Source organism: Burkholderia theae (genome assembly GCF_048565265.1).
In the GTDB taxonomy this organism is placed as follows: domain Bacteria; phylum Pseudomonadota; class Gammaproteobacteria; order Burkholderiales; family Burkholderiaceae; genus Burkholderia; species Burkholderia theae.
On the sequence record NZ_CP183461.1, the window covers coordinates 2,570,396 to 2,596,010 of the forward strand.

23 protein-coding genes are annotated in these 25,615 nt (G+C 68.9%); 8 read left to right on the forward strand and 15 right to left on the reverse strand.

The features are described 5' to 3' along the window. Nucleotide 1: 1 nt before the first annotated feature. The 8 genes from ACN22W_RS12135 to hutH form a co-directional block, all read right to left on the reverse strand. Entirely contained in the window at nucleotides 2-808 is an 807-nt protein-coding gene (locus ACN22W_RS12135; RefSeq protein WP_419684494.1) for a gamma-glutamyl-gamma-aminobutyrate hydrolase family protein, read from the reverse strand. A gap of 738 nt (nucleotides 809-1,546) precedes the next feature. Beyond that, complete coding sequence (hutG, locus tag ACN22W_RS12140) at nucleotides 1,547-2,344, reverse strand: N-formylglutamate deformylase (RefSeq protein WP_048248834.1); 798 nt, start codon at nucleotides 2,342-2,344, stop codon at nucleotides 1,547-1,549. A gap of 59 nt (nucleotides 2,345-2,403) precedes the next feature. Then, entirely contained in the window at nucleotides 2,404-3,780 is a 1,377-nt protein-coding gene (locus tag ACN22W_RS12145) for a formimidoylglutamate deiminase (RefSeq protein ID WP_419684497.1), read from the reverse strand. Between the two features lie 152 nt (nucleotides 3,781-3,932). Next, complete coding sequence (gene hutI, locus ACN22W_RS12150; protein WP_419684499.1) at nucleotides 3,933-5,156, reverse strand: imidazolonepropionase; 1,224 nt, start codon at nucleotides 5,154-5,156, stop codon at nucleotides 3,933-3,935. Between the two features lie 4 nt (nucleotides 5,157-5,160). Further along, on the reverse strand, nucleotides 5,161-5,772 hold the full coding sequence (locus tag ACN22W_RS12155; protein ID WP_419684501.1) for a HutD family protein: 612 nt from the start codon (nucleotides 5,770-5,772) through the stop codon (nucleotides 5,161-5,163). Between the two features lie 2 nt (nucleotides 5,773-5,774). Continuing rightward, nucleotides 5,775-7,463 (reverse strand): urocanate hydratase, encoded by a 1,689-nt coding sequence (gene hutU, locus ACN22W_RS12160; protein ID WP_129512536.1) that lies wholly within the window; start codon nucleotides 7,461-7,463, stop codon nucleotides 5,775-5,777. Nucleotides 7,464-7,502: 39 nt separating this feature from the next. Then, entirely contained in the window at nucleotides 7,503-8,198 is a 696-nt protein-coding gene (gene hutC, locus ACN22W_RS12165; protein ID WP_419684503.1) for a histidine utilization repressor, read from the reverse strand. A gap of 4 nt (nucleotides 8,199-8,202) precedes the next feature. Further along, nucleotides 8,203-9,726, reverse strand: a complete 1,524-nt coding sequence (gene hutH / locus ACN22W_RS12170; protein ID WP_129512537.1) for a histidine ammonia-lyase — start codon at nucleotides 9,724-9,726, stop codon at nucleotides 8,203-8,205. Nucleotides 9,727-9,941: 215 nt separating this feature from the next. Here hutH and ACN22W_RS12175 point away from each other — a divergent pair, with 215 nt between their 5' ends. After that, the gene (locus ACN22W_RS12175; protein WP_419684506.1) at nucleotides 9,942-10,862 is read left to right on the forward strand and encodes a glutamate/aspartate ABC transporter substrate-binding protein; all 921 of its coding nucleotides are present in this window, start codon (nucleotides 9,942-9,944) and stop codon (nucleotides 10,860-10,862) included. Nucleotides 10,863-10,883: 21 nt separating this feature from the next. Here the strand turns inward: ACN22W_RS12175 and ACN22W_RS12180 are convergent, their stop codons facing one another. Then, a complete protein-coding gene (locus ACN22W_RS12180; RefSeq protein ID WP_419684508.1) occupies nucleotides 10,884-11,639 on the reverse strand; it encodes a 4'-phosphopantetheinyl transferase family protein in 756 nt (251 codons plus the stop codon). 183 nt (nucleotides 11,640-11,822) lie between these two features. Next, nucleotides 11,823-12,863 (reverse strand): alpha/beta fold hydrolase, encoded by a 1,041-nt coding sequence (locus ACN22W_RS12185; protein WP_419684510.1) that lies wholly within the window; start codon nucleotides 12,861-12,863, stop codon nucleotides 11,823-11,825. Nucleotides 12,864-13,013: 150 nt separating this feature from the next. On the opposite strand from ACN22W_RS12185, the gene ACN22W_RS12190 reads away from it, so the two are divergent. The 3 genes from ACN22W_RS12190 to ACN22W_RS12200 all read left to right on the forward strand — a co-directional run bounded on the left by ACN22W_RS12190 (nucleotide 13,014) and on the right by ACN22W_RS12200 (nucleotide 15,488). Continuing rightward, complete coding sequence (locus tag ACN22W_RS12190; protein ID WP_419684512.1) at nucleotides 13,014-13,955, forward strand: LysR substrate-binding domain-containing protein; 942 nt, start codon at nucleotides 13,014-13,016, stop codon at nucleotides 13,953-13,955. 187 nt (nucleotides 13,956-14,142) lie between these two features. Further along, nucleotides 14,143-15,375 carry an MFS transporter gene (locus tag ACN22W_RS12195; RefSeq protein ID WP_343494593.1) on the forward strand — a complete coding sequence of 411 codons (1,233 nt, stop codon included), beginning with the start codon at nucleotides 14,143-14,145 and terminating at the stop codon, nucleotides 15,373-15,375. Next, entirely contained in the window at nucleotides 15,366-15,488 is a 123-nt protein-coding gene (locus tag ACN22W_RS12200; RefSeq protein ID WP_419684514.1) for a hypothetical protein, read from the forward strand. Before ACN22W_RS12195 ends, ACN22W_RS12200 begins: the two co-directional genes overlap by 10 nt. Nucleotides 15,489-15,521: 33 nt before the next feature. Here ACN22W_RS12200 and ACN22W_RS12205 read toward each other — a convergent pair whose 3' ends face one another. After that, nucleotides 15,522-17,000 (reverse strand): cryptochrome/photolyase family protein, encoded by a 1,479-nt coding sequence (locus tag ACN22W_RS12205; RefSeq protein ID WP_419687416.1) that lies wholly within the window; start codon nucleotides 16,998-17,000, stop codon nucleotides 15,522-15,524. A gap of 348 nt (nucleotides 17,001-17,348) precedes the next feature. Between ACN22W_RS12205 and ACN22W_RS12210 the strand changes: the two genes are divergently transcribed. Then, on the forward strand, nucleotides 17,349-17,828 hold the full coding sequence (locus ACN22W_RS12210) for an SRPBCC domain-containing protein (RefSeq protein WP_419684516.1): 480 nt from the start codon (nucleotides 17,349-17,351) through the stop codon (nucleotides 17,826-17,828). 13 nt (nucleotides 17,829-17,841) lie between these two features. Then, nucleotides 17,842-18,294, forward strand: coding sequence for a nuclear transport factor 2 family protein (locus tag ACN22W_RS12215; protein WP_419684518.1), 453 nt, complete (start codon nucleotides 17,842-17,844; stop codon nucleotides 18,292-18,294). A gap of 55 nt (nucleotides 18,295-18,349) precedes the next feature. On the opposite strand, the gene ACN22W_RS12220 is transcribed toward ACN22W_RS12215, so the two are convergent. From ACN22W_RS12220 to ACN22W_RS12235, 4 genes are read right to left on the reverse strand one after another with little or no spacing between them, the layout of a single operon-like run. Continuing rightward, on the reverse strand, nucleotides 18,350-19,330 hold the full coding sequence (locus ACN22W_RS12220; protein ID WP_419684520.1) for an acetyltransferase: 981 nt from the start codon (nucleotides 19,328-19,330) through the stop codon (nucleotides 18,350-18,352). 20 nt (nucleotides 19,331-19,350) lie between these two features. Further along, the gene (locus ACN22W_RS12225; protein WP_419684522.1) at nucleotides 19,351-20,142 is read right to left on the reverse strand and encodes an SDR family oxidoreductase; all 792 of its coding nucleotides are present in this window, start codon (nucleotides 20,140-20,142) and stop codon (nucleotides 19,351-19,353) included. A gap of 41 nt (nucleotides 20,143-20,183) precedes the next feature. After that, nucleotides 20,184-21,377: a sulfotransferase family protein gene (locus tag ACN22W_RS12230; RefSeq protein ID WP_419684524.1), complete on the reverse strand. Its 1,194-nt coding sequence runs from the start codon at nucleotides 21,375-21,377 to the stop codon at nucleotides 20,184-20,186. Continuing rightward, a complete protein-coding gene (locus tag ACN22W_RS12235) occupies nucleotides 21,374-22,483 on the reverse strand; it encodes a DUF1214 domain-containing protein (protein ID WP_419684526.1) in 1,110 nt (369 codons plus the stop codon). Before ACN22W_RS12235 ends, ACN22W_RS12230 begins: the two co-directional genes overlap by 4 nt. Nucleotides 22,484-22,697: 214 nt before the next feature. Between ACN22W_RS12235 and cysD the strand changes: the two genes are divergently transcribed. Next, a complete protein-coding gene (gene cysD, locus ACN22W_RS12240; RefSeq protein ID WP_419684528.1) occupies nucleotides 22,698-23,594 on the forward strand; it encodes a sulfate adenylyltransferase subunit CysD in 897 nt (298 codons plus the stop codon). Beyond that, a complete protein-coding gene (cysN, locus tag ACN22W_RS12245; RefSeq protein ID WP_419684531.1) occupies nucleotides 23,594-25,510 on the forward strand; it encodes a sulfate adenylyltransferase subunit CysN in 1,917 nt (638 codons plus the stop codon). The genes cysD and cysN overlap by 1 nt, the downstream gene beginning before the upstream one ends. Nucleotides 25,511-25,615 lie beyond the last annotated feature (105 nt).

Sequence of the window (25,615 nt, forward strand, 5' to 3'; positions counted from 1 at the left end):
TTCAGTCGACGTCGGATGCGGCGGGCGACGGCATGTCGCCGTCCGCCGCATGAATGCGGTGCGTCATGCGCGCGCGGCACGCCGCGCCGAATGCCGCGAAGATGTCGCGCGACAGCGGCTGTTCCGCGAAGCGCCATTCGGGATGCCACTGCACGCCTAGCGCGAACGCGCGCGCGCCACGCACGCTGATGGCCTCGACCAGTCCGTCGGGCGCGCTGGCTTCGACGGTGAGCCCCGCGCCGACGCGTGCGATGCCCTGGTCGTGCAGCGAATTGACCGTCGCTTCGTGCGCGCCGCGCGCGACCCGCTGCAGCAGGCCGCCCGGCGCGAGCTGCACGACGTGCGCGGGGCCGTACTGCCGTTCGAGCGGATCGGCCGGCCGTTCGCGATGGTCGTCGAAACCATTGGTCGCATGCAGCCGCTGATGCAGCGTGCCGCCGTAGGCGACGTTCAGCTCCTGCATGCCGCGGCAGATCGCGAGCACCGGCACGCCGGCTTCGATCGCCGCGCGGATCAGCGGCAGCGCGGTCGCATCGCGCGCGGGATCGTGCAGCGTGTCGGGCGCGCTCGCGTCACCGCCGTAATGATGCGGCTCGACGTTCGAGTAGCTGCCGGTAAACAGCAGCCCGTCGACCGCCGCGACAATCGCATCGGCCGGCTGGCGCGCGCCGAGCGCGGGCAGCACGAACGCGAGCGCGCCGGCACCGTCGACGAGCGCGGCCAGGTACTTCTCGCCCGCCGTGTGGTTCGGATGCGCACCGCGCAGGATGCGGTCGGCGGTGACGGCTACGATCGGGCGCGCACGCATGGGCGTCTCTCCGATAATGGCGCGCGGCACGCCCGCGCGCGGGACGATGAAGATCCGCGATTGCGCCCCACGCCTGCACACCCACGCAGCGCGTGTGCAGACGCGATCCCGCCGCGCGGACGATGCGGCAACAGGCGGTGCGAACCGGGACGAACGCGGAAAAGGACGCTAGGGCAACAACGATGCGCTGCCGTCGCACTGCACCGCGCTGAACACGCGCGCGGTCACGAGATTGAAGCGGCGCAGGCCGCGATGGGACATGGCGAAGAAACGAGGCTCGCTCAAAGGGGCGGCACGCGTGCCGCGTTCAGCATGCCGGATCGACCCGGCCTGAGGCGGCGCGCCCGCCGACGGACTTCGCGTCCGGCGTATCGAAGGGCTGGCGGCTTTCACGATCGTACTCGACTGACTGATGGATGCAGGACACGTGTCGCGATCAAGCGCATGCGGCAATGCCGCGCGGCGACACGTCGGCAAGGTATCTCGCGACGGATTCCGGTGCGGCGTGGCCGTGGCCTCGCCGCCGGTACGCGCGTGACGACTCCCTGACATTCAGCTTATATCACCTAAAAATTGCGTCAAATTTTCAGGTATCGATGACGACATCGATCAGACGAAAAAAAACGGCATCGATCGCCGGGATCGATGCCGTGTTGTGCATTGCGTCGGCTCGCGCGCTGCGCGCCGACGGGCTGCCGCCCGCGTTTCGCCGCGCCGCCGCACGCGGGCGGCTCGCGCTCAGCGATGCGCGAGCGCGGTTTCGACGAGCGTCTGCAGCAGCGGCACAATCCGCGCTGCACGCGCTTCGTCGTAGGCGTACGGGCGCGTCTCTTCCATGTAGGTGATCTGCGACAACTCGAGCTGCACGGCTTCGACGCCGGTATCGGGCACACCGTAGTGACGCGTGATGTAGCCGCCCTTGAAGCGCCCGTTCGCGACGGCCGTATAACCGCCGTGCTCGAGCACGCGCGCGGCCAGCGCCTCCGCGAGACCGGGCGCGGCACTCGCGCCGCTCGACGTGCCGAAGTTGAAGTCCGGCAGGCGGCCGTCGAAGAAGCGCGGCACGTGCGAGCGGATCGAATGCGCTTCCCACACGAGCACGCGGCCATGCTCGCGCTTCAGGCGCGCGACCTCGCGTTGCAGCGCGTCGTGATACGGAAGCCAGTAGCGGTCGCGGCGACGCATGATCTCGTCGTTGCCGGGCAGCGCGTTCGCCGGATAGAGCGGCGCCTTGTCGAACGTGTCGACCGGCACGAGCCCCGTCGTGTCCTGCCCCGGATACAGGTTCTCGTTGTCGGGCGGGCGGTTCAGGTCGACGACGTAACGCGCGTGCGACGGGACGAGAATCGATGCGCCGAGGTCCGCCGCGAATCCGTACAGCCGCTCGAGATGCCAGTCGCAATCGTCGACGAAGCGCGCGTCTTCCGTCATCGTCGCGGCGATATCGTCGGGGATGTGCGTGCCTGCGTGCGGAATCGAGATCAGCAGCGGCAGCGTGCCCTGCTTCAGCGTGAATACAGCCGGTTGTTCAGTCATGTGGCATCACCGTAAGGGTCTGCCGGCGCACGCGCGTGGCGTGCGCCGGTTGCCGCGCGTCAGCGCAGCAGTTGCGCCAGCGCGGCGCGGTAGTCGGCATACGCGACGGCTTCGTCGCGATGGCGGCGGCCGCTCACGACGCGTTCGCCGCCGGTGTAGACGTCGAGCACGGGCGTCTCGCCATGCTCGGCGAACACGATACCCGACAGCCAGGACGCGCTGTCGTGTTCGGCGATCGCCGGATGATCGGGATCGAGCACGAGCCAGTCGGCGCGGCAGCCTTCGCGCAGCGCACCGACGCGCCGCCCGCTGGCCTGCGCGCCGCCCGCGAGCGATGCGTCGAACAGGCGATCGGCGACATGCGCCTGCGTGTCGCTCGCCAGCACGTTGCGCGCGCGGTGCACGAGCCGTTGCCCGTATTCGAGCAGGCGCAGCTCGGCACGCCAGTCGACCGATGCGTGGCTGTCCGAGCCGACGCCGATCACGCCGCCTTGCGCGAGATAGTCGACGGCCGGGAACACGCCGTCGCCGAGGTTCGCTTCGGTCGTCAGGCACAGGCCGGCGACCGCGCGACGCTTCGCGAGCGCTGCCGTTTCGGCCGCGTCGACGTGCGTCGCGTGCACGAGGCACCAGCGCGCATCGACGTCGAAGCGATCCAGCAGCCATTGGACGGGGCGCGCGCCGTAGGCACGCACGCAGTCGTCGACTTCGGCCGTCTGCTCGGCGATATGGATATGCACGGGCGCGTCGCCGGGCAGGCCGTCGAGCAGCACACGCAGCCCGTTCTCGGACACCGCGCGCAACGAGTGCGGCGCGACGCCGTAGCGCAGCCCGCCGTGCTCGGGCGCCGTGCGACGCATCGCGTCGAGCAGTTCGAGCAGGCCGTCGGGCGTGTTGATGAAGCGGCGCTGGTCGTCGCGCGGCGGTTTGTTGCCGAAGCCGGCGAACTGGTACGACACGGGCAGCATCGTGATGCCGATGCCGGCCGAGCGCGCGGCGTCGACCACGCGCGTGCCGAGCTCCGCGATCTGCGGATAGCGCGAGCCGTCCTGCGTGTGATGCACGTAGTGGAATTCGCACACCGACGTGTAACCGCACTTGAGCATCTCGACATACAGCCAGCGCGCGATCGCGGCGAGCGCGTCGGGCGTGATCTTCAGCGCGAAGCGGTACATCAGGTCGCGCCAGCTCCAGAAGCTGTCGGCGGGATTCGCGCGGTATTCGGTGAGCCCCGCCATCGCGCGCTGGAATGCGTGCGAATGCAGGTTCGGCATGCCGGGCAGCACCGGCCCGGCCGCGCGCGCGACGCCTGCCGGCGCGTCGGTGTCGGGCGTCACTTCGGTCAGCATGCCGGCCGCGTCCCAGCGCAGCAGCACATTGCGGCGCCAACCATCGGGCAGGTAGGCATGGTCCGCGAACAACAGGGTGTCGGTCATTGCGATTCCTTATTGACCAGAATCGACGCGCCAGCGTTGAGTCTGGTCCCATTCCACGGTCGGCAGGGCTCGCGCATCAGCGCTTCCCCTGCCCCGTTGCAATCGACCGGACCGCGACACGCTTCGGCGCCGGGTCCGGTCTCATGCAAAACTCATCCGTTCATCCGGCGAAACACGGTGGTCCCGCCGCGTACGACCTGCTCGCACAGCGGCCGGCCGATCCAGTATGCAAGCTCCGACAGCGAGCCCACCGACCATGCGGCGAAGTCTGCCTGGCGACCGACCTCGAGCGCGCCGTGGCGATCCGCGCGGCCGAGCGCCGCGGCCGCATGGCGCGTCACGCCCTGCAGCACCTCGGGCACCGTCATGCGGAACAGCGTGCAGCCGAGGTTCAACGTCAGCAGCAGCGATTCGAGCGGCGACGTGCCGGGGTTGTGATCGGTCGCGAGCGCAATCGGCACGCCGTGCTTGCGCAGCAGCTCGATCGGCGGCAGTTGGGTTTCGCGGATGAAGTAGTACGCGCCGGGCAGCAGCACGGCGACCGTACCGGCCGCCTTCATGGCCTCGATGCCGGCTTCGTCGAGAAATTCGAGGTGATCGGCGGACAGCGCACGATAGCGTGCGGCGAGCGCCGTGCCGCCCGCATTCGACAATTGCTCCGCATGCAGCTTCACGGGCAGCCCGCGCCGCGTCGCGGCGTCGAACACACGCTCGGTCTGCGCGAGCGAAAAACCGATGCGCTCGCAGAACACGTCGACCGCGTCGACGAGCCCCTCGTCGGCCAGCGCCGGCAGCATCCGGTCGCACACTTCGTCGATATACGCGTCCGCGCGGCCCGCATATTCGGGCGGCAGCGCGTGCGCGCCGAGGAAGGTCGTGTAAACGGTGACCGGAAAACGTTCGCCGAGCTGGCGCGCGACGCGCAGCATCTTGCGCTCGCTCGCGAGGTCGAGCCCGTAGCCCGACTTGATCTCGATCGCGGTCACGCCTTCGGCGAGCAGCGGCTGCAGGCGCGCGGCGGCCTGCACGAACAGTGCCGTCTCGTCGGCCGCGCGCGTCGCGCGCACCGTCGAGACGATCCCGCCGCCCTGCCGCGCGATTTCCTCGTAGCTGACGCCCGCGAGACGCTGCGCGAATTCGTCGGCACGCGTGCCGCCGTACACGAGGTGCGTGTGGCAGTCGACGAGGCCCGGCGTCACCCACGCGCCATGCAGATCCTCGCGCTGCCAGTGCGCATAACCGTGCGGCAGCGCGGACAGCGCGCCGAGCCAGACGATCGTGCCGGTTTCGTCGACGGCGATCGCCGCGTCGTCGATCGTCTCGTCGGGATGGCCGTGCGGACACAGCCTCAGGTGATGCCAGACAGTCGGTTTCATGCGTTCAGTCTCGTTCGCCGACGGCGAGCGATACGGCCAGCAGCGCGCCGCTCCCGCTCACGACGACGTCAAACGCACGCTGCGGCCCGTCGAGCCGCAGCGTGTCCATTTCTTCCAGTGCGTAGTGCGTGCCGTCGATTTCAACGCCGGCCGCACCGGCCGCGCAAAACAGCAGCACGGTATCGGCGCGCTCGATGTGGTGCGCGCCTGCGCGCCATACGTCGAGTGCCCCGCGCGCGGCCGAACGGCGCGACATCAGGTTGAAGTCGCGCGTCGCGCCGTCGTGCAGCGTCGCATCGATCGCCGTCTCGCCCGCGAAATCCGCGCGGGCGAGCGGCACGTCGAGCACGTGGCGCGTACCGCCTTCCTCGGCGAGCGTCATGCCCGCACCGGACAGCAGCACGAGCGTGCGGTCGACGCCGTCGAAACGCGAGAACGGCCCTGCCGTGCCGACGTCCGCGACGCTCACGCGCCATGCAAACGCATCGAGCGCGGCGCCCGGTGGGAACGCGCCGATCTCGCGCGTCACACCGCCGCCGTTCTTCCACGGCGACGCGACGAGATCCGCCGCGCGAATCATCGTCGCGTTCACCGGCGCCTGGTCAAGCGCCGTCATGCTCAGCGGCCGAGCATCGGCAGCTTCAGGCCGGCTTCGCGGGCCGTCTGCTGCGCGAGTTCGTAACCGGCATCCGCATGGCGCATCACGCCCGTCGCCGGATCGTTCAGCAGCACGCGGCCGAGACGCTCGTGCGCTTCGGCGGTACCGTCGGCGACGATCACGACGCCCGAGTGCTGCGAGAAGCCCATGCCGACACCGCCGCCGTGATGCAGCGACACCCACGATGCGCCGCCTGCCGTGTTCAGCAGTGCGTTCAGCAGCGGCCAGTCGCTGACTGCGTCCGAACCGTCCTTCATCGATTCCGTCTCGCGGTTCGGGCTCGCGACCGAACCCGTGTCGAGGTGGTCGCGGCCGATCACGATCGGGGCCTTCAGCTCGCCGTTCTTGACCATCTCGTTGAACGCCTGGCCGAGGCGATAGCGATCCTTCACGCCAACCCAGCAGATCCGTGCCGGCAGGCCCTGGAACGCGATGCGCTCACGTGCCATGTCGAGCCAGTTGTGCAGGTGCGGATCGTCGGGGATCAGCTCCTTCACCTTCTGGTCGGTCTTGTAGATGTCTTCCGGATCGCCCGACAGCGCAACCCAGCGGAACGGGCCCTTGCCTTCGCAGAACAGCGGACGGATGTACGCCGGCACGAAGCCCGGGAAGTCGAACGCGTTCTCGACGCCCATTTCCAGCGCCATCTGGCGGATGTTGTTGCCGTAGTCGAGCGTCGCCGCGCCGCGTTCCTGCAGATCCAGCATCGCCTGCACCTGGACGGCCATCGACTGCTTCGCGACCTTCACGATGCTCTGCGGATCGACCTTCTGCGCTTCGCGCCATTGCGCGACGGTCCAGCCTTGCGGCAGGTAGCCGTTGATCGGATCGTGCGCGCTCGTCTGGTCGGTCACGCAGTCCGGCGTGATGCCGCGCTTGACGAGTTCCGGGAACACGTCGGCTGCGTTGCCGAGCAGGCCGATCGACACGGGCTTGCCGTCGCGCTTCGCTTCCTCGATCATGCCGAGCGCTTCGTCGAGCGTCGTCGCCTTCTTGTCGACGTAACGCGTCTTCAGGCGGAAGTCGATGCGCGTCTCGTCGCATTCGACCGCGATCATCGAGAACCCGGCCATCGTCGCGGCCAGCGGCTGCGCGCCGCCCATGCCGCCCAGGCCGCCCGTCAGGATCCAGCGGCCCGACGGATCGCCGTTGAAGTGCTGGTTCGCGACCGAGAAGAACGTTTCATAGGTACCCTGAACGATGCCCTGGCTGCCGATGTAGATCCAGCTGCCGGCCGTCATCTGGCCGTACATCATCAGGCCCTTGCGGTCGAGCTCGTGGAAGTGATCCCAGTTCGCCCAGTGCGGCACGAGGTTCGAGTTCGCGAGCAGCACGCGCGGTGCATCCTTGTGCGTACGGAACACACCGACCGGCTTGCCCGACTGGATCAGCAGCGTCTCGTTCTCTTCGAGATCCTTCAGCGACGCGAGGATCTGGTCGTAGCATTCCCAGTTGCGCGCCGCGCGGCCGATGCCGCCGTACACGACGAGCGCATGCGGATGCTCGGCGACTTCCGGGTCGAGGTTGTTCTGGATCATCCGGTAGGCCGCTTCGGCCAGCCAGGTCTTGCAGGTCTTCTCGCTGCCGCGCGGCGCGCGGATCGTGCGCGTCGGATCGAGACGGGGATCGATGTGTTTCGGATGGTTCATGACGACTGCTCCCGAAGGAAAATGAATATCAAATAGGAATCAGAAATGCCCGGTGAAGCGATAACGGCTGCCGGGATGCCACAGATTCGCCACCGAGGCGACGACGCCCTGCGACCAGGTGCGCCGATGTAAAACCAGACACGGTTCGACGTCGTCCATCCGCAGCTGCTCGCGCCGCTCCGGCGCCGGGGCCGCCGCTTCGATCCGGTACTCGACGCGCTGCAGCGGAGCCGCGCGCATCAGGTACAGGTTCGGCGTCGTGTTCGTGAAATCCTGCTCGGCGTAATCCGGCGCGACCGCCGGATTCACCCATCGTTCTTCGAGCTGCATCGGCTCGTCGTTCTCGAAGTGCAGCACCTGCGAATGGAACAGCTTCGCGCGCACGGCCACCTGCATCTCGTCGGCGAGCGTCTCGTCGGCGCGGATCGTCTCGAGACCGAGCACGCTGGCGTGATACGCATGCCCACGCGCGCCGACTTCCTCGGAGATGCTGCGGATCGCAACCAGGGTCGACTCGTACTTCGGCCGCGCGACGTAGGTGCCCGCGCCCTTCATGCGCGTGAGCACCTGCTCGGCCGTCAACTCGCGCAGCGCGCGGTTGACGGTCATGCGCGCGACCTTGAACTCGCGTGCCAGCTCGTTCTCGGACGGCACCTGGTCGCCCTCCTCCCACTCGCCGGCGTGGATGCGGCCCAGGATGAAATCCTTGATCTCCTGGTAGACCGGCGCGCTCATGGGCTTACTGTTCCGATGCGAACGAGAACGGTGCGACCTTCGCGAACGCACGCTCGCCGACCAGCTTCGCGATCGCCGCGATGTCCGGTGCGAAGTAGTGGTCGAGCTCGTAGTGCGCGACCTTGCCGCGGATCGTTTCCATCACGGGCGCCAGCTTCGGGCTCGTGTGATACGGCGCGCGCAGGTCGACGCCTTGCGCAGCGGCCAGCAGTTCGATCGCGAGGATGTGCTTCGTGTTGTCCGCGATGTCGGCGAGCTTGCGCGCGGCGAACGTCGCCATCGACACGTGGTCTTCCTGGTTCGCCGAAGTCGGCAGCGAATCGACCGACGCCGGATGCGCGAGCGTCTTGTTTTCCGACGCGAGGGCAGCCGCCGTCACGTGGGCGATCATGAAGCCCGAGTTCACGCCGCCGTCCCGCACGAGGAACGGGGGCAGGCCCGACAGCGTCGCGTCGATCAGCAGCGCGATGCGGCGCTCGGCCAGCGCGCCGATTTCCGCCGCGGCCAGCGCGAGGTTGTCGGCCGCGAACGCGACGGGTTCCGCGTGGAAGTTGCCGCCCGACAGCACTTCGCCGGTATCCGGGAAGATCAGCGGGTTGTCCGACACCGCGTTCGCCTCGATCAGCAGCACGTTGGCCGCATGGCGCATCTGGTCCAGGCACGCGCCCATCACCTGCGGCTGGCAGCGCAGGCTGTACGGATCCTGCACCTTGTCGCAGTCGCGGTGCGACTGGTTGATCGGCGAGCCTTCGAGCAGGTCGCGGTAGGCCGCGGCCGCATCGATCTGGCCTTGATGGCCGCGCAGTTCGTGGATACGCGCATCGAACGGCTTCACCGAGCCGGCCGCCGCGTCGACCGACAGCGCGCCGGCGACGAGCCCGGTGCGGTACAGGTCTTCGATCGAGAACATGTTGTCGAGCGCCAGCGCGGTCGATGCCTGCGTGCCGTTCAGGAGCGCGAGGCCTTCCTTCGCCTGCAGCGTCAGCGGCGCGAGGCCCGCGACGCGCAGACCGTCGAGCGCGCTCGCACGCTCGCCGCGGATGAACACTTCGCCGACGCCGAGCAGCACGGCCGACATGTGCGCGAGCGGCGCGAGGTCGCCCGATGCGCCGACCGAACCCTTCACCGGGATCAGCGGCAGCACGTCCGCGTTGAACAGCGTGATCAGCGCGTCCATCACTTCGCGGCGGATGCCCGAGTGGCCGCGGCCGAGGCTCGACAGCTTCAGCGCCATCAGCAGGCGCACCGACGAACGCTCCATCGGCGCACCGACGCCGACCGCATGCGACAGCACGAGGTTCTTCTGCAGCAGTTCGAGCTGGTCGTGCGGGATGTGCGTGCTGGCCAGGCGACCGAAGCCCGTGTTGATGCCGTAGGCCGGCTCGCCCTTCGCGGCGATGTCGGCGACAGCCTTGGCGCCCGCGTCGATCTTCGCGAAGCTGGCCGGGTCGAGCGTCAGTTGCACGGATTCGCGTGCGATCTGGCGCAGTTGCGGGAGGGTCAGGTGGCCGGGGGTCAACGTAATCATGTGAGCAATCCTGTCTAGACAAGTTCGGAATGGATTGAAGTGTAGCCATCGGAACTTGTCTAGACAACCCGTTTTTCACTGATTTCGACTTGGGAGTTTCCCTGATGTCCGGCCCTGCCCGCCGGACCGGGCCGTGGGGCCCGCCCGTTAACATATGTTGCAATTATTTTGTCTTTGGCAACATACGGTTCATCACTCGCCAAGGAGATCCCGCCATGCACTTCCCGTCACGATTCGCCGCCCTGCTCGGCCGCCGCCTGCTCGTCGCCGCGTGCGCGCTCGCGTGCGGCGCCGCGCTCGCCGCGGAACCGCTCTCCGGCACGCTCGAGAAGATCCGGCAGACCAACCTGATCTCGATCGGCCATCGCGAAACGTCGGTGCCGTTCTCCTATGTCGACACGAGCGGCAAGGTGATCGGCTTCTCGCAGGATCTGTGCGACCGCGTGATCGCCGCGGTGAAGGCGCGCACCGGCAAGCCCGACCTGCAGGTTCGCTTCATCCCGGTCACGTCGCAGAACCGCATCCCGCTCGTGCAGAACGGCACCGTCGATCTCGAATGCGGCGTGACCACGAACCTCGCCGCGCGACACGCGCAGGTCGCGTTCTCGACCACCTTCTTCGTCGCGACGACGCGCCTGCTCACGCGCACGACGTCGGGCATCCGCGACTTCCCCGACCTCGCGGGCAAGACGGTCGTGACGAACCAGGGCACGACGTCCGAACGCCTGCTGCGCAAGATGAACGAGGAAAAGAAGATGAACATGCAGATCATCAGCGCGAAGGACTACGGCGAAGGACGCCTCACGCTCGAGTCGGGGCGCGCGGCCGCGTACATGATGGACGACGTACTGCTCGCGGGCGTGCGCCAGCTCGCCGCGAAACCGGCCGACTGGACGATCGCCGGCACGCCGCAATCGTCGGAAGCCTACGGGTTCATGCTGCGCAAGGACGATCCGCAGTTCAAGGCGCTCGTCGACGGCGTGCTCGCGCAATTGATGAAGAGCGGCGAGATCAACGCGCTGTACGACAAGTGGTTCATGAAGCCGGTGCCGCCGAAGGGGCTGTCGTTCGATTTCCCGATGAGCGACGTGATCAGGACGCGCTATGCGGCGCCGAACGACGCGCCGCTCGAATGAGCGACGCGCGTTGACACGGGTTCACGCACGCGTCCATGCGATGCACGCCGCGTAGCCGGGCGCCGCGTCGAGCCACGCCGCGTCGAACGCCGCCACGCCGGCGGCGGGCGCGGACGGCTCGACGATCGTCGTCGCCGGTGTCGCCGCATCGCGCGGCGGCACGACCGAGAATGCGCGCAGCCCGCCGACGATGCCCGTGCCGAGCGCCTTGAGCAACGCTTCCTTCGCGCTCCAGACGCGCATGAATTCGGCTGCGCGCGCGTCGGACGGCAGGCCGTCGAGATACGCGGCTTCGGCGGGCGCGCAGACTTCGCGCGTCAGCGCGCGCCAGTCGGCCGCGCGGTTGCAGCACTCGATATCGACGCCGACGCGGCCCGCGGGCGCCCACGCAAGCAGCGCATGATCACCCGCATGCGACACGTTGAAGTCGAGCGACGCGCGATGGGCGTGATCCAGCGACGGCCGCCCCGATTCGTCGACGACGATCGCAACCGCATTCGGTGCGATCCCGAGCGCCGACCCAAGCACGTCGCGCAGCGCGGCGCGCGTCGCGGCGCTGCGCACCGCATCCTCATGCCGCATGAAGCGCGCGGCCCGCGCACGCTCGCCATCGCTCAGCGCCGCATAGGCGGGCGCCGCAAGCGGTACGCGCCAGTCGAAATCGACGCGCGCGAGCCGCACGCCGGCGCGGGACGCGGCGGCCGGCACGTCGAGCGCCTGCATGCGCCACGCGCGGGGCGTTTCAACCGGGGAAGCGGAATCGGACGGAATGGACATCGGCACGCGGCAGCCTGTGCTGGGGGATGAAACGTCCGATGTTAATCGATCGCGCCGGCGCGCGAACCGGCGTGTGCGTGCATTGCAGTGCCTGCGTCGAATCACGGAGGCTTCACTAATGGGGTGCGAAGGCCACGCATCGCAACGTGCCGCGCCTGCACCGCGTTGCGAGGCCGCCCCGCTTCACCCGTTCGCGGCCACGCCCGGCACGCCGCTGCCCGGCACCCGCGCGCGCGACGCCGGATGCAGCGCATGCACGCTGCCCGGCGCATCGGCCGGCAGCACGCCGTGTTGCAGCCAGTACAGCGCGACGGGCCACAGCGCGTCGGTGAAGCGGCTGTGGAAAAATGCGAAATGACCGATCGCGTCGACGCCAATGTCGCCGGGCGCGATCCGCAGGTGCGTGACGTCGCTGCCCGTGTAGTAGCCGACCAACCGCTCGATCGCGTCGACGGTGCCGAACGCGTCGTCGTCGACGCCGATCGCGAGCATCGGCGCCGACAGCCCCGCGAAGCGCGCAGGCAGCGCCGCGCGGCTCACGGTGCTTTCGTCGCGCAGGCCACCCAGGTAACCGTCTTCGAAACGCGGCTGCGAGCGCGCCCACGACAGCGCGATGCCGCGCGGCGTGTCCTCCATCCAGCCGAGCCGCTTCGCGGGCACATATCCGAATACGGCCGCCAGCACGGGCATCGCGACATGCCACTTCCACCACATGCGGCGTCGCTCGGCCGGCAGGTAATCGCGCCAGTACGCATATTGCGCACCGACGGTCACAGCGTGCCGCACGTGCACGTTCGATGCCGCGAGCCCGAGCACGCAGCCGCCGATGCTGTGCGCGACGACGTCGAGCGGCTGGCCCGGAAACGCGTCGCGCGCATAGTGCAGCGCGGCCTCGCAATCGAGCCGCCCCCAGTCGAGCCAGTTCGCGCGCAGCTTCGCGAGCCGCGCGGGGCGCGACCCGCCGATGCCGCGATAGTCGTAGACGAGCACGTCGCGCCCCTGCGCGAACAGCCAGGCCGCAAAACGGAAGTAGTAGTCGCAGCGCACCGACGTCGCGCAATTGATGACCGTCACCGGCCGCACCGCACCGCCGCCGCGATGGCGCCACACGTGGCCGCGCAACATGTAACCGTCGGCTGCGCGCAGCGTCACGGGTTCGGGTGGCAACGCGCCCGCCGTACGCTCACGCCGTGTGGCCCCGACTTCTTCGTTCGAATTCGTCATCCTGTCTCCTGTTGACCAGAGTTAGCGCTTTAGCGCTTACTCTGGTCCCATGCATCGCGGTCGATCGCAGTTAGGTGCTTTGGCGCATTGAACTTGACGCGTGCCGCGTTCTCAACCAATCTTGCTGCTCCGTTCGCATGAGTCACGCGCATGTCAACGCCACTCGTCCGTCTCCCGTCACTCGACCTCGTCCGCGGTTTCGTCGCCGTCGGCCGCCGCATGAGCATCACGCTCGCCGCGCAGGACCTGTGCGTCACGCAGTCGGCGGTCAGCCGCCAGGTGCACGCGCTCGAGGCGCATCTCGGCGTCACGCTGCTGCAGCGCGGCTACCGGAAGATCGCATTCACGCCGGAAGGCGAGCGGTTGTTCCGCGCCGCGGATGCGGCGCTGCACAGCCTGCAGGACACCGTCGCGTCGCTCGCCGCCGCGCGCGAACGCCAGCCCGTCACGATCACCGCAAGCATCGGCGTCACCGCGCTGTGGCTGCTGCCGCGACTCGGGCGGCTGCAGGCGCGCCTGCCGGAGATCGACCTGCGCGTCGCCGCGAACGACAAGGTACTCGATTTGCGCGCCGAAGGCATCGACCTCGGCATCCGCTATTGTCCACGCGAGCGAGCGCCGGCCGGCGCGCTGCACCTGTTCGACGAGATCGTCGTGCCGGTCGCGCATCCCGCGCTCGCCGCGCGGCCGGTCACGAACGTGGCGGCGATCGCCGACCACGTGCTGCTCGAATTCGACGGGCCGCCGCAACCGCAACTGCAGTGGCTCACGCACCTGCACGCGGCCGGGCTCGGCGATGCGCGCCCGAAAGGCGTGCTGCGCTTCAACCAGTACGACCAGGTGATCCAGGCCGCGATCGCGGGCCAGGGCGTCGCGCTCGGGCGGCTTGCACTCGTCGCGCCGATGCTCGCGGACGGGCGGCTCGCGGTGCTCGGGCCGCACACGCAGGCGCTGACGGAAACGTACGGCTACTGGCTGTTCCAGCACGATCCGGCACCGCGCCGCGAAGTCGCCGACGTGCGTGACTGGATGCTCGCCGAAGCGGCCGAATGCGATCTCGCGATGCACGCGCACGACAAGACGTCGGCGTAAACCGGGGCCGTATTCCCGGATGCACGTGACCACGGCCGGGCACTGCCGCCCCATCCCGCCTGCAATTCGTCACATTCCCCGCACGCATGCCAACCTGACCGAATGATCGCTTGAGCGGCGACGGGCGCGATCGTCTAATCGGATCGAGCGCGGCCGTTTCGCTGCGCGCCTTCATCCGGAGACAGGCATGACCCCGATCGAGCAGGAAGTCCGACGCCGCTGGCTGCCCGTGCTGGCCGGCGGCCTGATCATGGGCGCCGCGCTCGGCATCCGCCACGTGCAGGGCCTGTTTCTCGCGCCCGTGTCGCTCGACCACGGCTGGTCGCGCGAAGCGTTCGGGCTCGCACTGGCGCTGCAGAACCTGATCTGGGGCGTCGCGCAGCCGTTCACGGGGATGGTCGCGGACCGCTTCGGCTCGGTGCGCGTGATCGTCGCCGGGATGCTGCTGTATGCGGCCGGGCTCGTCATCATGGCGCACGCGGCATCGACCGGCATGTTCACGGTCGGCGCCGGGCTCGTGATCGGCATTGCGCTGTCGGGCTCGGCGTTCGCGTCGATCTACGGCGCGCTGAGCCGGCTGTTTCCGCCCGACCGGCGCGGCTGGGCGCTCGGTGTCGCCGGCGCGATCGGCGGGCTCGGCCAGTTCTGCATGGTGCCCGTCGCGCAGGAACTGATCGGCGGTGTCGGCTGGCGGCATGCGTTCATCGCACTGGCGCTCGTCGCGGCGCTGCTCGCGCCGCTTGCCGTGCTGCTGCGTGACCGGCCCGCGCAGGCGGCCGGCGCCGCCGCCGGCCCCGACCAGTCGATCGGCGAAGCCGTGCGCGAAGCGTTCGCGCATCGCGGCTTCTGGCTGCTCAACGCCGGCTTCTTCGCGTGCGGCTTCCAGCTCGCGTTCATCGCGACGCACCTGCCCGCGTACCTGCTCGACCACGGGCTGCCGGCGCGCCACGCGAGCGTCGCGCTCGCGCTGATCGCACTGACCAACGTGGCCGGCACCTATGCGTGCGGCCATCTCGGCGGGCTGCTGCGGCGCAAGTACGTGCTGTCGGTGCTGTACCTCGTGCGCGCGCTCGCGATGGCCGCGTTCGTCGCCGCGCCGCTGTCGCCCGCGAGCGTCTATGCGTTCGCGGCCGTGATGGGCTTCACGTGGCTCGGCACGGTGCCGCTGACGAACGGCGTGATCTCGCAGGTGTTCGGCGTGCGCTACATCGCGACGCTGTTCGGTTTCGTGTTCTTCGGGCACCAGCTCGGCAGCTTCTTCGGCGTCTGGCTCGGCGCGCTCGTGTACGACGCGACACATTCGTACCTGCCGCTGTGGATCGGCTCGATCGTGCTAGGCGTGCTCGCGGCGCTCCTGCACCTGCCGATCGACGACGCGCGCGTCGCGCGTCCCGCGTCGGGCAACGCGGCATGGGCATGATCCGCGCGGCGCTGGCCGTCGGCGCGCTCGCGTTCGTGGCGTGGTGCGGCGCGGCCTACTTCGATTCGGGCGTCGCGTACGCGCTGCTCGAACACGTCGCGTTCTGCAACTGACGCCGCAGTGAACCGTGCCGCGCGGACCGACCGTCAGCGACGCTTCGGCAATGCGGTCAATGCATCGAGCGCGCGGGCGCGCGCGGCGGCGTGATCGACGAGCGGCGCCGGATAGTCGACGCCGAGCCGCACGCCGGCCGCGTCGAGCTCCAGCGGCGCCGCTTCCCACGGCGCATGGATCGACGCGGCGTCGAGACCGGCCAGCTCGGGCACCCAGCGCCGCACGTATGCGCCGTCCGGGTCGAACTTCCGGCCCTGCGCGACCGGATTGAAGATGCGGAAGTACGGCGCCGCGTCGGCGCCGCAGCCGGCCACCCACTGCCAGCTCGCCGCGTTGTTCGCGGGATCGGCGTCGACCAGCGTGTCCCAGAACCACGCTTCGCCCGCGCGCCAGTCGATCAGCAGATGCTTGATGAGAAACGACGCGACGACCATCCGCACGCGGTTGTGCATCCAGCCGGTCGTCCACAGCTCGCGCAAGCCCGCATCGACGAGCGGATAACCGGTCAGCCCGCGCTGCCACGCGCGTAGCGCGGCGGGATCGTCGCGCCACGGCATCGCGTCGAACTGCGCGCGGAAGTTGTCGGTCGCGAGCGCCGGGAAGTGATACAGCAGCGCGTAGCTGAATTCTCGCCAGCCGAGTTCGCTCAGGAACTTGTCGGCGCCCGCGGCGCACGCCGCACCGCCCGCCTGCGCGGCACCCTGCACCGCATGCCACACCTGTCGCGGCGACACGTTGCCGAAGCGCAGGAACGGCGACAGCCGGCTCGTCGCGGGCCGGTCGGGACAGTCGCGCGCCTCCGCATAACCGGCGAGCGACGTCGTCAGGAACGCGTCGAGCCGTTCGTGCGCGCCGGTTTCGTCGGGCGCGGGCCATGCGTCGCGCAGGCCACCGGCCCAGTCCGGCACCGGCGGGCGCAATGCCAGCATGTCGAGTGCCAGCGCGCGCTCGCGCACGGCTTCCGGCCACGGAAGAAATTCGATCCGCTCGGGTTCCGGCAGCGGCACAGCGACCATGCGATCGCGGCGCGCCGCGCGCCAGTACGCGGTGAATACCTGGTACGGCGCACCGCTGCCCGTCAGCACCTCCCACGGCTCGTTCAGCAGGCTGCCGTTGCTGCTCTCGACCGTGACGCCACGCGCCTTGAGCGATGCCTTCAGCGCCGCGTCGGCGTCGCGCTGCGGCTGCGCATAACGACGGTTCCAGTAAACCGCCGCCGCGCCCGTGTCGTGCACGACGCGTTCGATCTCGCGCTGCGCGTCGCCGCGCAACAGCAGCAACCGCCCGCCATGACGCGCGAGCGCGGCGTCGAGCCCGGCCAGCGACCCATGCAGCCACCAGCGCGCCGCACCGCCCGGCGGGCGCCCGGCGCCGTCGCCCGTGTCGTCGACGAACACGCACACGAGCGGCCGGCCCGATTCAACCGCGCGCGTCAGCGCGGGCTGATCGGTCACGCGCAGATCGTCGCGGAACCAGACGATCGCGGGAGCAACGGACGACTTGGCGGACACGGGCACCTCGATGCGGAAAACGGAACGGGACACGTATTGTCGCGGCTGCGCCGCGCGGTGTCGACGCCCGACGCTTGACGTGCTCACGCCGATGACGGTCGCGGCACGCGCGCCGCGTCGTCCGCCCGGTGAAACGCCTTAGTCCATTCCGACGATTCTTCGCCGCGTCCGCCGGCCTACGCTCGATGTCGGGTGTGCCGCGATGCGCGGCACGTGCCGGCCGCTACCGGCGCCGCGCGTCCCGACCCGCACCCGCCACGCGCGCCGGCCGCTGCCGGCGCGGATCCTTCCGACCGCCGCGGCGCGCGGCCACCCGGGCACGCGTGCCGCCTCACCCGATAGACCTCCATGACCAAACCCTCGAATCTCGTCACCTCGATCACCGTCGACATCGACGCACCGGCCTCCGTCGTGTGGGAAGTGCTGACCGACTTCCCGCGCTACGGCGAATGGAACACGTTCTGCATCGGCTTCGAAACGACCGGCACGCTCGGCGATTTCGTGCACATGCAAATTCGCATTCCGGGCACGGAGACCGTGATTCCGGTCAGCGAGATCCTCGTCGCCTGTGAACCCGAACGCCTGCTGTCGTGGGAGCAGCGCCCGACCGACGACAACAAGGATGCCGCGCGCCGCGACCAGTACATCGACGCCGACGGCGCGGAGCGTTGCCGCTACTTCACGACCGACCAGTTCCTCGGCGTCAACGCGGACACGATCATGCAGAACCACGGCGCGTGGGTGAAACAGGGTTTCGATCAGTGCGCGCGTGACGTGAAGCAGCGCGCCGAAGCGCTGCATGCGGCGCGCCGGCGCAACAACGCGTGACCGGGAGCGGCCGATGCCCGATCTGCAAACCCTGTCCGACCATCACGACATCCGCGAGCTGATCGTCGCGTATTCGAGCGCGATCGACACGCGCGACTTCGACGCGCTCGACGCGGTGTTCACGCCCGACGCGGCGATCGACTATCGCGCGATGGGCGGTATCGCCGGCCGCTACCCGGACGTGAAGGCGTGGCTGCGCACCGTGCTGCCGCAGTTTTCGCAGTACCAGCACATGGTCGGCAACGTGTCGATCCGGCTCGACGGCGATACCGCGCGCGGCCGCACGATCTGCTTCAATCCGATGGAAGTCGCGCTGCCGGACGGCGGCACGCACGTGATGTTTCTCGGGCTGTGGTACGTCGACCGGTTCGTGCGCACCGCGCAGGGCTGGCGCATCGCCGAGCGCGTCGAGGAGCGCTGCTACGGCCACAACGTGCCGGCCGTGCTCGCGGGCGCGACCGGCTGATCCGGTACGCGCGCCGTGCGATGGCCGCACGGCGCGCGTGTCGCCGGTCGCTGCATCAATCGAGCCGAAATGCCGCCTCGAAACGCGCGGCGAATGCGTCGAACTCGGTTTCCGGCAGATGGTTGATGCCGCCCGCGCGCTTGCGCCCGCCGCCGGTCGCGAAGCCGCGACAGAACTCGTCGGCACCGAGCGGCCGGTCGTCGGGCACGCGCACGCTGACGACGAGCCCGCCGTCCGCTCGCGGCGACAGCACCGCGAGCGCCGCATGCGGCGCGTTGCGCATCCGCTCGTTCGCGAGCATCCCCGTTGCGCGCCGCGCCCACGGATGATCAGGCATCCGCACCAGTGTCGCGCCCGGCACCTCGCGCAGCGGCGCAAGCGCGCATGCACGTGCCATGTCGTCGCGATAACCGTCGCGCAGCACGGCGAACACGGCGGTCGCGCGCACGAAATCGAGCGGATCGACGCACGGCAGCATCGCGTCGGCGAGCGCCGCCGGATCGAAGTGCAGATCGCCGACGCATTCGCCGTACGCGTTGTAGTTCAGGTAGAGCCCGAGTTCCGCGAGCGTGCAACGCTCGGCCTCGCCGATCCCGTGCTCGCGCGCAAGCGCGTCGCCGAGCGCCGGCAATTCGTCGCCGAACGCCGCGACGATCGCCCAGCGCACGTGCCGGCCGCCGAGATAGCGGTTCACGAGCGCGCTCGTGCAGACATCGGCGGCCGTGTCGATATGCGCGTCGAAGCGCGGATCGTCGGGCAGCTCGCCCGCGAAATGATGGTCGAAATAGCGGACCGTCGCCCCGTCGCGCAGCAGCCGTGCGCACGCGTCGCGATTCTGGTCGTGCGACACGTCGAGCACGGTGACGAGATCGCCCGCGCGCGCGTCGATCCGCTCGAGCAGCTTGATGTCGCGCTTCACGCCCGTCACGAGCGTGCCGTGCACGCCCTCCGCGAGCCGCAGTTGCTGAAGCGCGCAGAGGCCGTCCGCGTCGCCGTTGAACGCGAAAAAATGCCGCGCGTCGTGGTTGTCCTGCATGATCCGTTGCTCCATCCTCGTCAAGGCATGAAATCGCCGCCGTTCGCGTCGAGCGTCGCGCCCGTCACCGCGTTCGCATAATCAGACGCGAGAAACAGCGCCGCGCGCGCGCAATCGTCGTCGGTCGGCAGCTTCGCAAGCGCGATGTTCGATGCGATCGGCGCGATGATCTGTTCTTCCGTCATCCCGTATTCCGCGGCCGCCTGCCGGAAATACGTCTGCGTCGGCACGCCCCACATCCAGCCCATGTGGATGCTGTTCGCGCGGATGCCGTGCACGCCGAGTTCGCGCGCCAGGTATTTTGCCGCAACGGCGAGCGCCCCCTTCGATACAGCGTAGCCGCCTTCCCCTGCAAAAGGCTTGCGGGTCGCCTGCGTGTTGATCATCACGATCGCGCCGCGCTGCGCGCGCTTCATGTGCGGCACGACTTCCTGCGTGAGCGCCATCGTGCCGAACACGTTGGTGTCGAACACCGCGCGCCAGCCGTCGAGATCGGCTTCCTCGACCGGCTCCGGAAACGTGCCGTGCACGAACGCGCTGTTCACGAGCGCGTCGATCCGGCCGAAGCGCTCGACGGCCTGCATCGCGAGCTGCCGGCATTGCGCGCGGTCGGTGATGTCGGTCTTGATCTTCAGCACGTCGCAGTCGACGCCGAGTGCGCGAATCCGCGCTTCGGCGTCATCGAGCTTCTCCATCGTGCGCGCCGCGACGACCACGCCGCGCGCCCCCTCGCGCGCGGCCTCGACGGCGAGCTTCACACCGAGCCCCGGCCCGATTCCGGAAATCACGACGATCTTGTCCTTCAGCAACATGGGTTGTCTCCTGGTTATCGTTCGTCTCGCGCGTGCGGCCGTCAGCCGGCTGCCCGCAGGTGCCGCGCGCGATACGCGGCGAAGTCGCGCGCGAGCTGCGCATCGGTGAAGCCGAAACGCGCGATCGAATAGTCGTGCGCGGCGCGCTTGTCGCGGCCGTTGCGCGCCATCCAGTCCGCCATCGCCGCGCGCTGCCGCGCATCGAGCGGCATGCCGGCAAACGCGTACACGGCTTCCGCGACGCCGAGCGGATTCGATACGGTGTCCTCGAAACGCACGTCGAGGAACCGGTCGGCCGGCAGCGCGTCGCGCGCCGTCATCGCCGCGCCGATCGCGCGCGCCATCCCCGCGTTCCACTGCGCGCCGACGGCGAGCGGATCCGGATCGTCCGCATACATCTGCCACAGCGTGTGCGCCATGCTCGCCATCGACGGAATCGTCTGCGCCGGATCGCGATGCGTGAGCACCACCTGCGCGCGCGGAAACACGCGGCACAGCACGTCGAGCGCATGCAGGTGTTGCGGCGTCTTCAGCAGCCAGCGCTCGGCCGGCGCGACGCCGCGCCGCGCCTTCTGCCACTGCAGGAACTGCAGCATCCGCTTCAGGTACGTGTAGACCGGCGTGAGATCCTGCTGCGCCAGCCACGCCGTATAACGCGGCACGTTCGCATACGAATCCATCGCGCACACGAATGCGTGCTCCATCAGCATGAACTCCTCGTCGGCGAGCATCGCGTCGAGCGGATGGATCGTCAGGATCTGTGGAATGCAGTCGATCATCGTCGCGACTTCGGCCTGCGCACGCGCGATGCGCACGGTCGGCGCGTCGAGCGTCTCGCCCGCGAGCGGCGCCGGGTAGCGCGTTTCCCACCATGCGGCCGAATGAAAGCGTGGATCGACGGCCAGCAACCGCTGCAGCAGCGTCGTGCCCGTGCGCGGCAGGCCGACGATCACGAGCGGATCGTCGATCGCGATGTCCGCGATCTCCGGAAAACGCCGGAAGTAATCCTCGATGACGAGCCGGTTCACGAGCTGGCCGACGAGCTTCTCGCGCATCATCTCCGCGCCGCGCGCGGACAGCTTCGCTTCGTCGATCAGCGACGCGCACATCACGTCGAGCGCTTCGCGATACGGCCCGTCGCCGAACGCGGTGAGCCCGCCCGTGCGCGACACGGCCTCGGCGATCAGCCCGTCGGCGGCGAGCAACGTGCGAATCCGGTCGAGCGGCGCATTCATGCGGCCTCCTTCAGCGTGGCGAGCTTCACGACGCGCGTGCGCGGATGCACGGGTTGTGCGGCGCCGACCCAGCGCCAGCAGATCGTGCCCGTGCGGTGCCCGGCCGTATCGAGCCAGTTCGCATCGCCCGGCCGCGATGCCGCGACTACCACCGTCACGCCGCCGTCAGCATTGAGCCGCGCGCTGTGCCTGTTCACGCACACGTCGAAATGCCGGTAGTCGAGCGACTCCATCCAGTAGTTGTTGAGCTGCACGTTCCAGAAGTCGCAGTCGGGCACCGTGTCGACGTCGATCACGAGCGCCTCGTCGTCGGCCAGCGACCAGCACGAGTGGTAGTAGTAGATGTTCGGGTCGCCGCCGACCGACTGGCACAGCGCCTGGTCGGCGGGCGGCAGCGCGTTCACGTGCGACCGGTAGCTCGCGGCCCAGTCGGCAAACAGCTTCGAGGTCTGCTCGACGAACTGCGCGGCGCGCGTGAGGCCGCCTTGCAGCACGAGCGGATCGAGCGGCGCCGGGTGCTCCTGCGCGTCGATGCGCTCGATCTTCAGTTGCGCGGGCGTCTCCGCGCGCCGGTCGAGGAAGGTCTGGCGCACGAGCAGCGCGTTCGTGCCGGGCTCCATGCGCACCCAGTTGCCCGCGCGCGGCGTCTCGCTCAGCACGATCTCGAAGCTGCCGTCCGGCGCGATCTCCAGCTGCTTCGCGTCGAGAAAACCCGTCTGCAGCATCTTGCCGTCGGTCTCGTAGCCGCCCTTCTGCGTGCCGAAGCTCAGGTACGCGACCGTGCCGCGCCGCCCCGTCACGCGGTATTCGCAGCGACCGTCGAGACGCGCGTACTGGTACAGGTTGTCGGGGTTGTCGGCGCCGATCTTCGCGGTCTCGTGCGACGGCGAGAAAAAGCCGGGCCACGCGCCGTCCGCGAACTCGACGTGCATTTCGAGCGCGATGCGCATCAGCCGGCTCAGATAGCGGAACCCTTCCGCGCGCGTCAGCGGGTCATCCGGCGCCTCGGCGCGCAGGATCTGCTGTCCGCTGCGTTTCAGGGTGTCGCAGAAATCGGCCCAGGTCTGGCCCGAAAGCAATTGCGTGGCACGTGTGTCGTCCGTCATGTGTCGTCTCCGCCGATGGTCGAGCGCTCACCTTAAGCGCCAGCGCCGCGCGCCACTTCGTCCGGGTGGACTAAGGAAAGATCCGCTGCGCCGCCGCACGGCGGTTTAGTCCACCCGGACGAAGAGCGATACGCCCCGCGCTCGATACCGTTGGTGTCATGCACGAAACGCCGCACATGTCGCGCGGCGCCGTCATGAAACAAGGAGACGAACGATGTTGACCCACTTGGAGCGACTGGAGGCCGAAAGCATCCACATCATGCGCGAGGTGGTCGCGGAGAGCGAGAACCCGGTGATGCTGTATTCGATCGGCAAGGACAGCTCGGTCATGCTGCATCTCGCGATGAAGGCGTTCTACCCGGCGAAGCCGCCTTTTCCGCTGCTGCATGTTGATACGACGTGGAAGTTCCGCGAGATGATCGCGTTTCGCGACGAGACGGCCGAGCGCCTCGGCCTCGACCTGCGCGTGCACATCAACCCTGACGGCCTCGCGAACGACATCAATCCGTTCACGCATGGCTCGGCCGTGCACACCGACGTGTGGAAGACGCAGGGGCTCAAGCAGGCGCTCGATCACTACGGCTTCGACGCAGCGTTCGGCGGCGCGCGCCGCGACGAGGAGAAATCGCGCGCGAAGGAACGCATCGTGTCGCTGCGCTCGGAACAGCATCGCTGGGACCCGAAGCGCCAGCGGCCCGAACTCTGGTCGCTGTACAACGCACGCAAGCGCAAGGGCGAAACCCTGCGCGTATTCCCGATCTCGAACTGGACCGAGCTCGACATCTGGCAATACATCCAGCTTCACGACATCCCGATCGTGCCGCTCTACTTCGCGAAGGAACGGCCCGTCGTCGAACGCGACGGCGCGCTGATCATGGTCGACGACGAACGCCTGCCATTGCGCGAAGGCGAAGTGCCGCAGATGCGCAAGGTGCGCTTTCGCACGCTCGGCTGTTATCCGCTGACGGGCGCGATCGACAGCGATGCGACGACGCTCGACGACATCCTGCAGGAGATGCGCGAGACGCGCACGTCCGAGCGCCAGGGGCGCCTGATCGACAGCGATTCGGCCGGTTCGATGGAAAAGAAGAAACAGGAGGGATATTTCTGATGGCACACGTTCTCACCGCGCCCGATACGCTCGCGCGCTCCGCCGCTACCGCGTCCGCCAGCGACGATGCACAAACCCAGGACCTGCTGCGCTTCATCACGTGCGGCAGCGTCGACGACGGCAAGAGCACGCTGATCGGCCGCCTGCTCTACGAGTCGAACATGCTGTTCGACGACCAGCTCACGCAGCTCGAGGCCGATTCGAAGAAGGTCGGTACGCAAGGCGGCGAACTCGATTTCGCGCTGCTCGTCGACGGTCTGTCGGCCGAGCGCGAGCAAGGGATCACGATCGACGTCGCGTACCGTTTCTTCGCGACCGCGCGGCGCAAGTTCATCGTCGCCGACACGCCCGGCCACGAGCAGTACACGCGCAACATGATCACCGGCGCGTCGACCGCCGATCTGGCCGTCATCCTGATCGACGCGCGCAAGGGTGTGCTCACGCAGACGCGCCGCCACAGCCATCTCGTCGCGCTGATCGGCATCAAGCGCGTCGTGCTCGCGATCAACAAGATGGATCTCGTCGACTACAACCCGGCCGTGTTCGAGCGCATCGACGCCGACTATCGCGCGTTCGCGGCCGAGCTCGGGCTGTCGGAGATCGTCAGCATTCCGATGTCCGCGCTGCGCGGCGACAACGTGATCGTGCCGAGTACGCGCATGCCGTGGTACGCGGGGCCGACGCTGATGCAGCACCTCGACACCCTGCCGCTCGTCGCACGCGTGACGCGCGACGAGCCGTTCCGGCTGCCGGTGCAGTGGGTCAACCGCCCGCACCTGAACTTCCGCGGCTACGCGGGCAGCATCGCGTCGGGCGAGATCCGCGTCGGCGAACGCGTGCGCGTGCTGCCGTCCGGCAAGGAGAGCCGCGTCGCGTCGGTAATCACGCAAAGCGGCGAAAGCGACATCGCGCGTGCCGGCGACGCGGTGACGCTCACGCTCGCCGACGAGATCGACATCAGCCGCGGCGACCTGATCGCGCGCGCGGACGCGCCGCCGGAAGTGGCCGACCAGTTCGAGGCGACGCTCGTGTGGATGCACGACGAGCCGCTGCTGCCCGGCCGCCCGTATCTCGTGAAGCTCGGCACGCAGACGGTCGGCGCGACCAGCGCGACGCCGAAATACAAGATCGACGTGAACACGCGCGAACATCTCGCCGCGCGTACGCTCGCGCTCAACGAGATCGGCGTGTGCAACCTGAGCTTCGACCGGCCCGTCGCATTCGATCCGTATGACCGGAACCGCCATACGGGCGGCTTCATCGTGATCGACCGCTTCACCAACGACACGGTCGGTGCCGGGATGCTGCACTTCGCGCTGCGCCGCGCGCACAACGTGCACTGGCAGGCCGTCGACGTCGATCGCGCCGCGCGCGCCGAGCAGAAGGCGCAGACGCCGCGCATCGTGTGGCTGACGGGGCTGTCGGGCGCCGGCAAGTCGACGATCGCGAACCTCGTCGAGAAGCGGCTCCATGCGCTCGGCAGGCACACGTACCTGCTCGACGGCGACAACGTGCGGCACGGGCTCAATCGCGATCTCGGCTTCACCGAAGCCGATCGCGTGGAGAACATCCGACGCGTCGCCGAAGTCGCGCGGCTGATGCTCGACGCGGGGCTCATCACGCTCGTGTCGTTCATCTCGCCGTTCCGCGCGGAGCGCGACATGGCGCGTGCGCTCGTCGGCCCCGACGAGTTCGTCGAGGTGTTCGTCGACACGCCGCTCGCGATCGCCGAGGAACGCGATCCGAAGGGCCTGTACAAGAAGGCGCGGCGCGGCGAGCTGAAGCACTTCACGGGCATCGACTCGCCGTACGAGCCGCCCGCGCAGCCCGAGCTGCGCGTCGACACGGTGGCCGAGTCGCCGGACGCGGCGGCGGACCGCATCGTCGCGTACCTGCTGCGCGAGCGCACCGCGTAAGCGCCGCGGGCAGGTTGCCCGCCTGCCCGCGTCGTCTACTCCGTTCGGATGACGCGGGCCGCCGGCCGGCCGGTATGCTGGTCCGGGAACACTTCATCCGGACCA

What these genes read in the sequence shown, in the direction of transcription:
- ACN22W_RS12155 (WP_419684501.1), bottom strand. Translation starts at nt 5,772, where the DNA reads ATGACGGCGCTTGACCAGGCGCCGGTGAACGCGACGATGATTCGCGCG.
- ACN22W_RS12185 (WP_419684510.1), bottom strand. Translation starts at nt 12,863, where the DNA reads ATGACGAATTCGAACGAAGAAGTCGGGGCCACACGGCGTGAGCGTACG.
- ACN22W_RS12215 (WP_419684518.1), top strand. Translation starts at nt 17,842, where the DNA reads ATGCCCGATCTGCAAACCCTGTCCGACCATCACGACATCCGCGAGCTG.
- ACN22W_RS12225 (WP_419684522.1), bottom strand. Translation starts at nt 20,142, where the DNA reads ATGTTGCTGAAGGACAAGATCGTCGTGATTTCCGGAATCGGGCCGGGG.
- hutH (WP_129512537.1), bottom strand. Translation starts at nt 9,726, where the DNA reads ATGATTACGTTGACCCCCGGCCACCTGACCCTCCCGCAACTGCGCCAG.
- ACN22W_RS12145 (WP_419684497.1), bottom strand. Translation starts at nt 3,780, where the DNA reads ATGACCGACACCCTGTTGTTCGCGGACCATGCCTACCTGCCCGATGGT.
- ACN22W_RS12200 (WP_419684514.1), top strand. Translation starts at nt 15,366, where the DNA reads ATGGGCATGATCCGCGCGGCGCTGGCCGTCGGCGCGCTCGCGTTCGTG.
- ACN22W_RS12235 (WP_419684526.1), bottom strand. Translation starts at nt 22,483, where the DNA reads ATGACGGACGACACACGTGCCACGCAATTGCTTTCGGGCCAGACCTGG.
- ACN22W_RS12230 (WP_419684524.1), bottom strand. Translation starts at nt 21,377, where the DNA reads ATGAATGCGCCGCTCGACCGGATTCGCACGTTGCTCGCCGCCGACGGG.
- ACN22W_RS12220 (WP_419684520.1), bottom strand. Translation starts at nt 19,330, where the DNA reads ATGCAGGACAACCACGACGCGCGGCATTTTTTCGCGTTCAACGGCGAC.
- ACN22W_RS12180 (WP_419684508.1), bottom strand. Translation starts at nt 11,639, where the DNA reads ATGTCCATTCCGTCCGATTCCGCTTCCCCGGTTGAAACGCCCCGCGCG.
- ACN22W_RS12190 (WP_419684512.1), top strand. Translation starts at nt 13,014, where the DNA reads ATGTCAACGCCACTCGTCCGTCTCCCGTCACTCGACCTCGTCCGCGGT.
- ACN22W_RS12135 (WP_419684494.1), bottom strand. Translation starts at nt 808, where the DNA reads ATGCGTGCGCGCCCGATCGTAGCCGTCACCGCCGACCGCATCCTGCGC.
- ACN22W_RS12210 (WP_419684516.1), top strand. Translation starts at nt 17,349, where the DNA reads ATGACCAAACCCTCGAATCTCGTCACCTCGATCACCGTCGACATCGAC.
- hutC (WP_419684503.1), bottom strand. Translation starts at nt 8,198, where the DNA reads ATGAGCGCGCCGGTCTACCAGGAGATCAAGGATTTCATCCTGGGCCGC.
- cysN (WP_419684531.1), top strand. Translation starts at nt 23,594, where the DNA reads ATGGCACACGTTCTCACCGCGCCCGATACGCTCGCGCGCTCCGCCGCT.
- ACN22W_RS12175 (WP_419684506.1), top strand. Translation starts at nt 9,942, where the DNA reads ATGCACTTCCCGTCACGATTCGCCGCCCTGCTCGGCCGCCGCCTGCTC.
- ACN22W_RS12195 (WP_343494593.1), top strand. Translation starts at nt 14,143, where the DNA reads ATGACCCCGATCGAGCAGGAAGTCCGACGCCGCTGGCTGCCCGTGCTG.
- hutG (WP_048248834.1), bottom strand. Translation starts at nt 2,344, where the DNA reads ATGACTGAACAACCGGCTGTATTCACGCTGAAGCAGGGCACGCTGCCG.
- hutI (WP_419684499.1), bottom strand. Translation starts at nt 5,156, where the DNA reads ATGAAACCGACTGTCTGGCATCACCTGAGGCTGTGTCCGCACGGCCAT.
- hutU (WP_129512536.1), bottom strand. Translation starts at nt 7,463, where the DNA reads ATGAACCATCCGAAACACATCGATCCCCGTCTCGATCCGACGCGCACG.
- cysD (WP_419684528.1), top strand. Translation starts at nt 22,698, where the DNA reads ATGTTGACCCACTTGGAGCGACTGGAGGCCGAAAGCATCCACATCATG.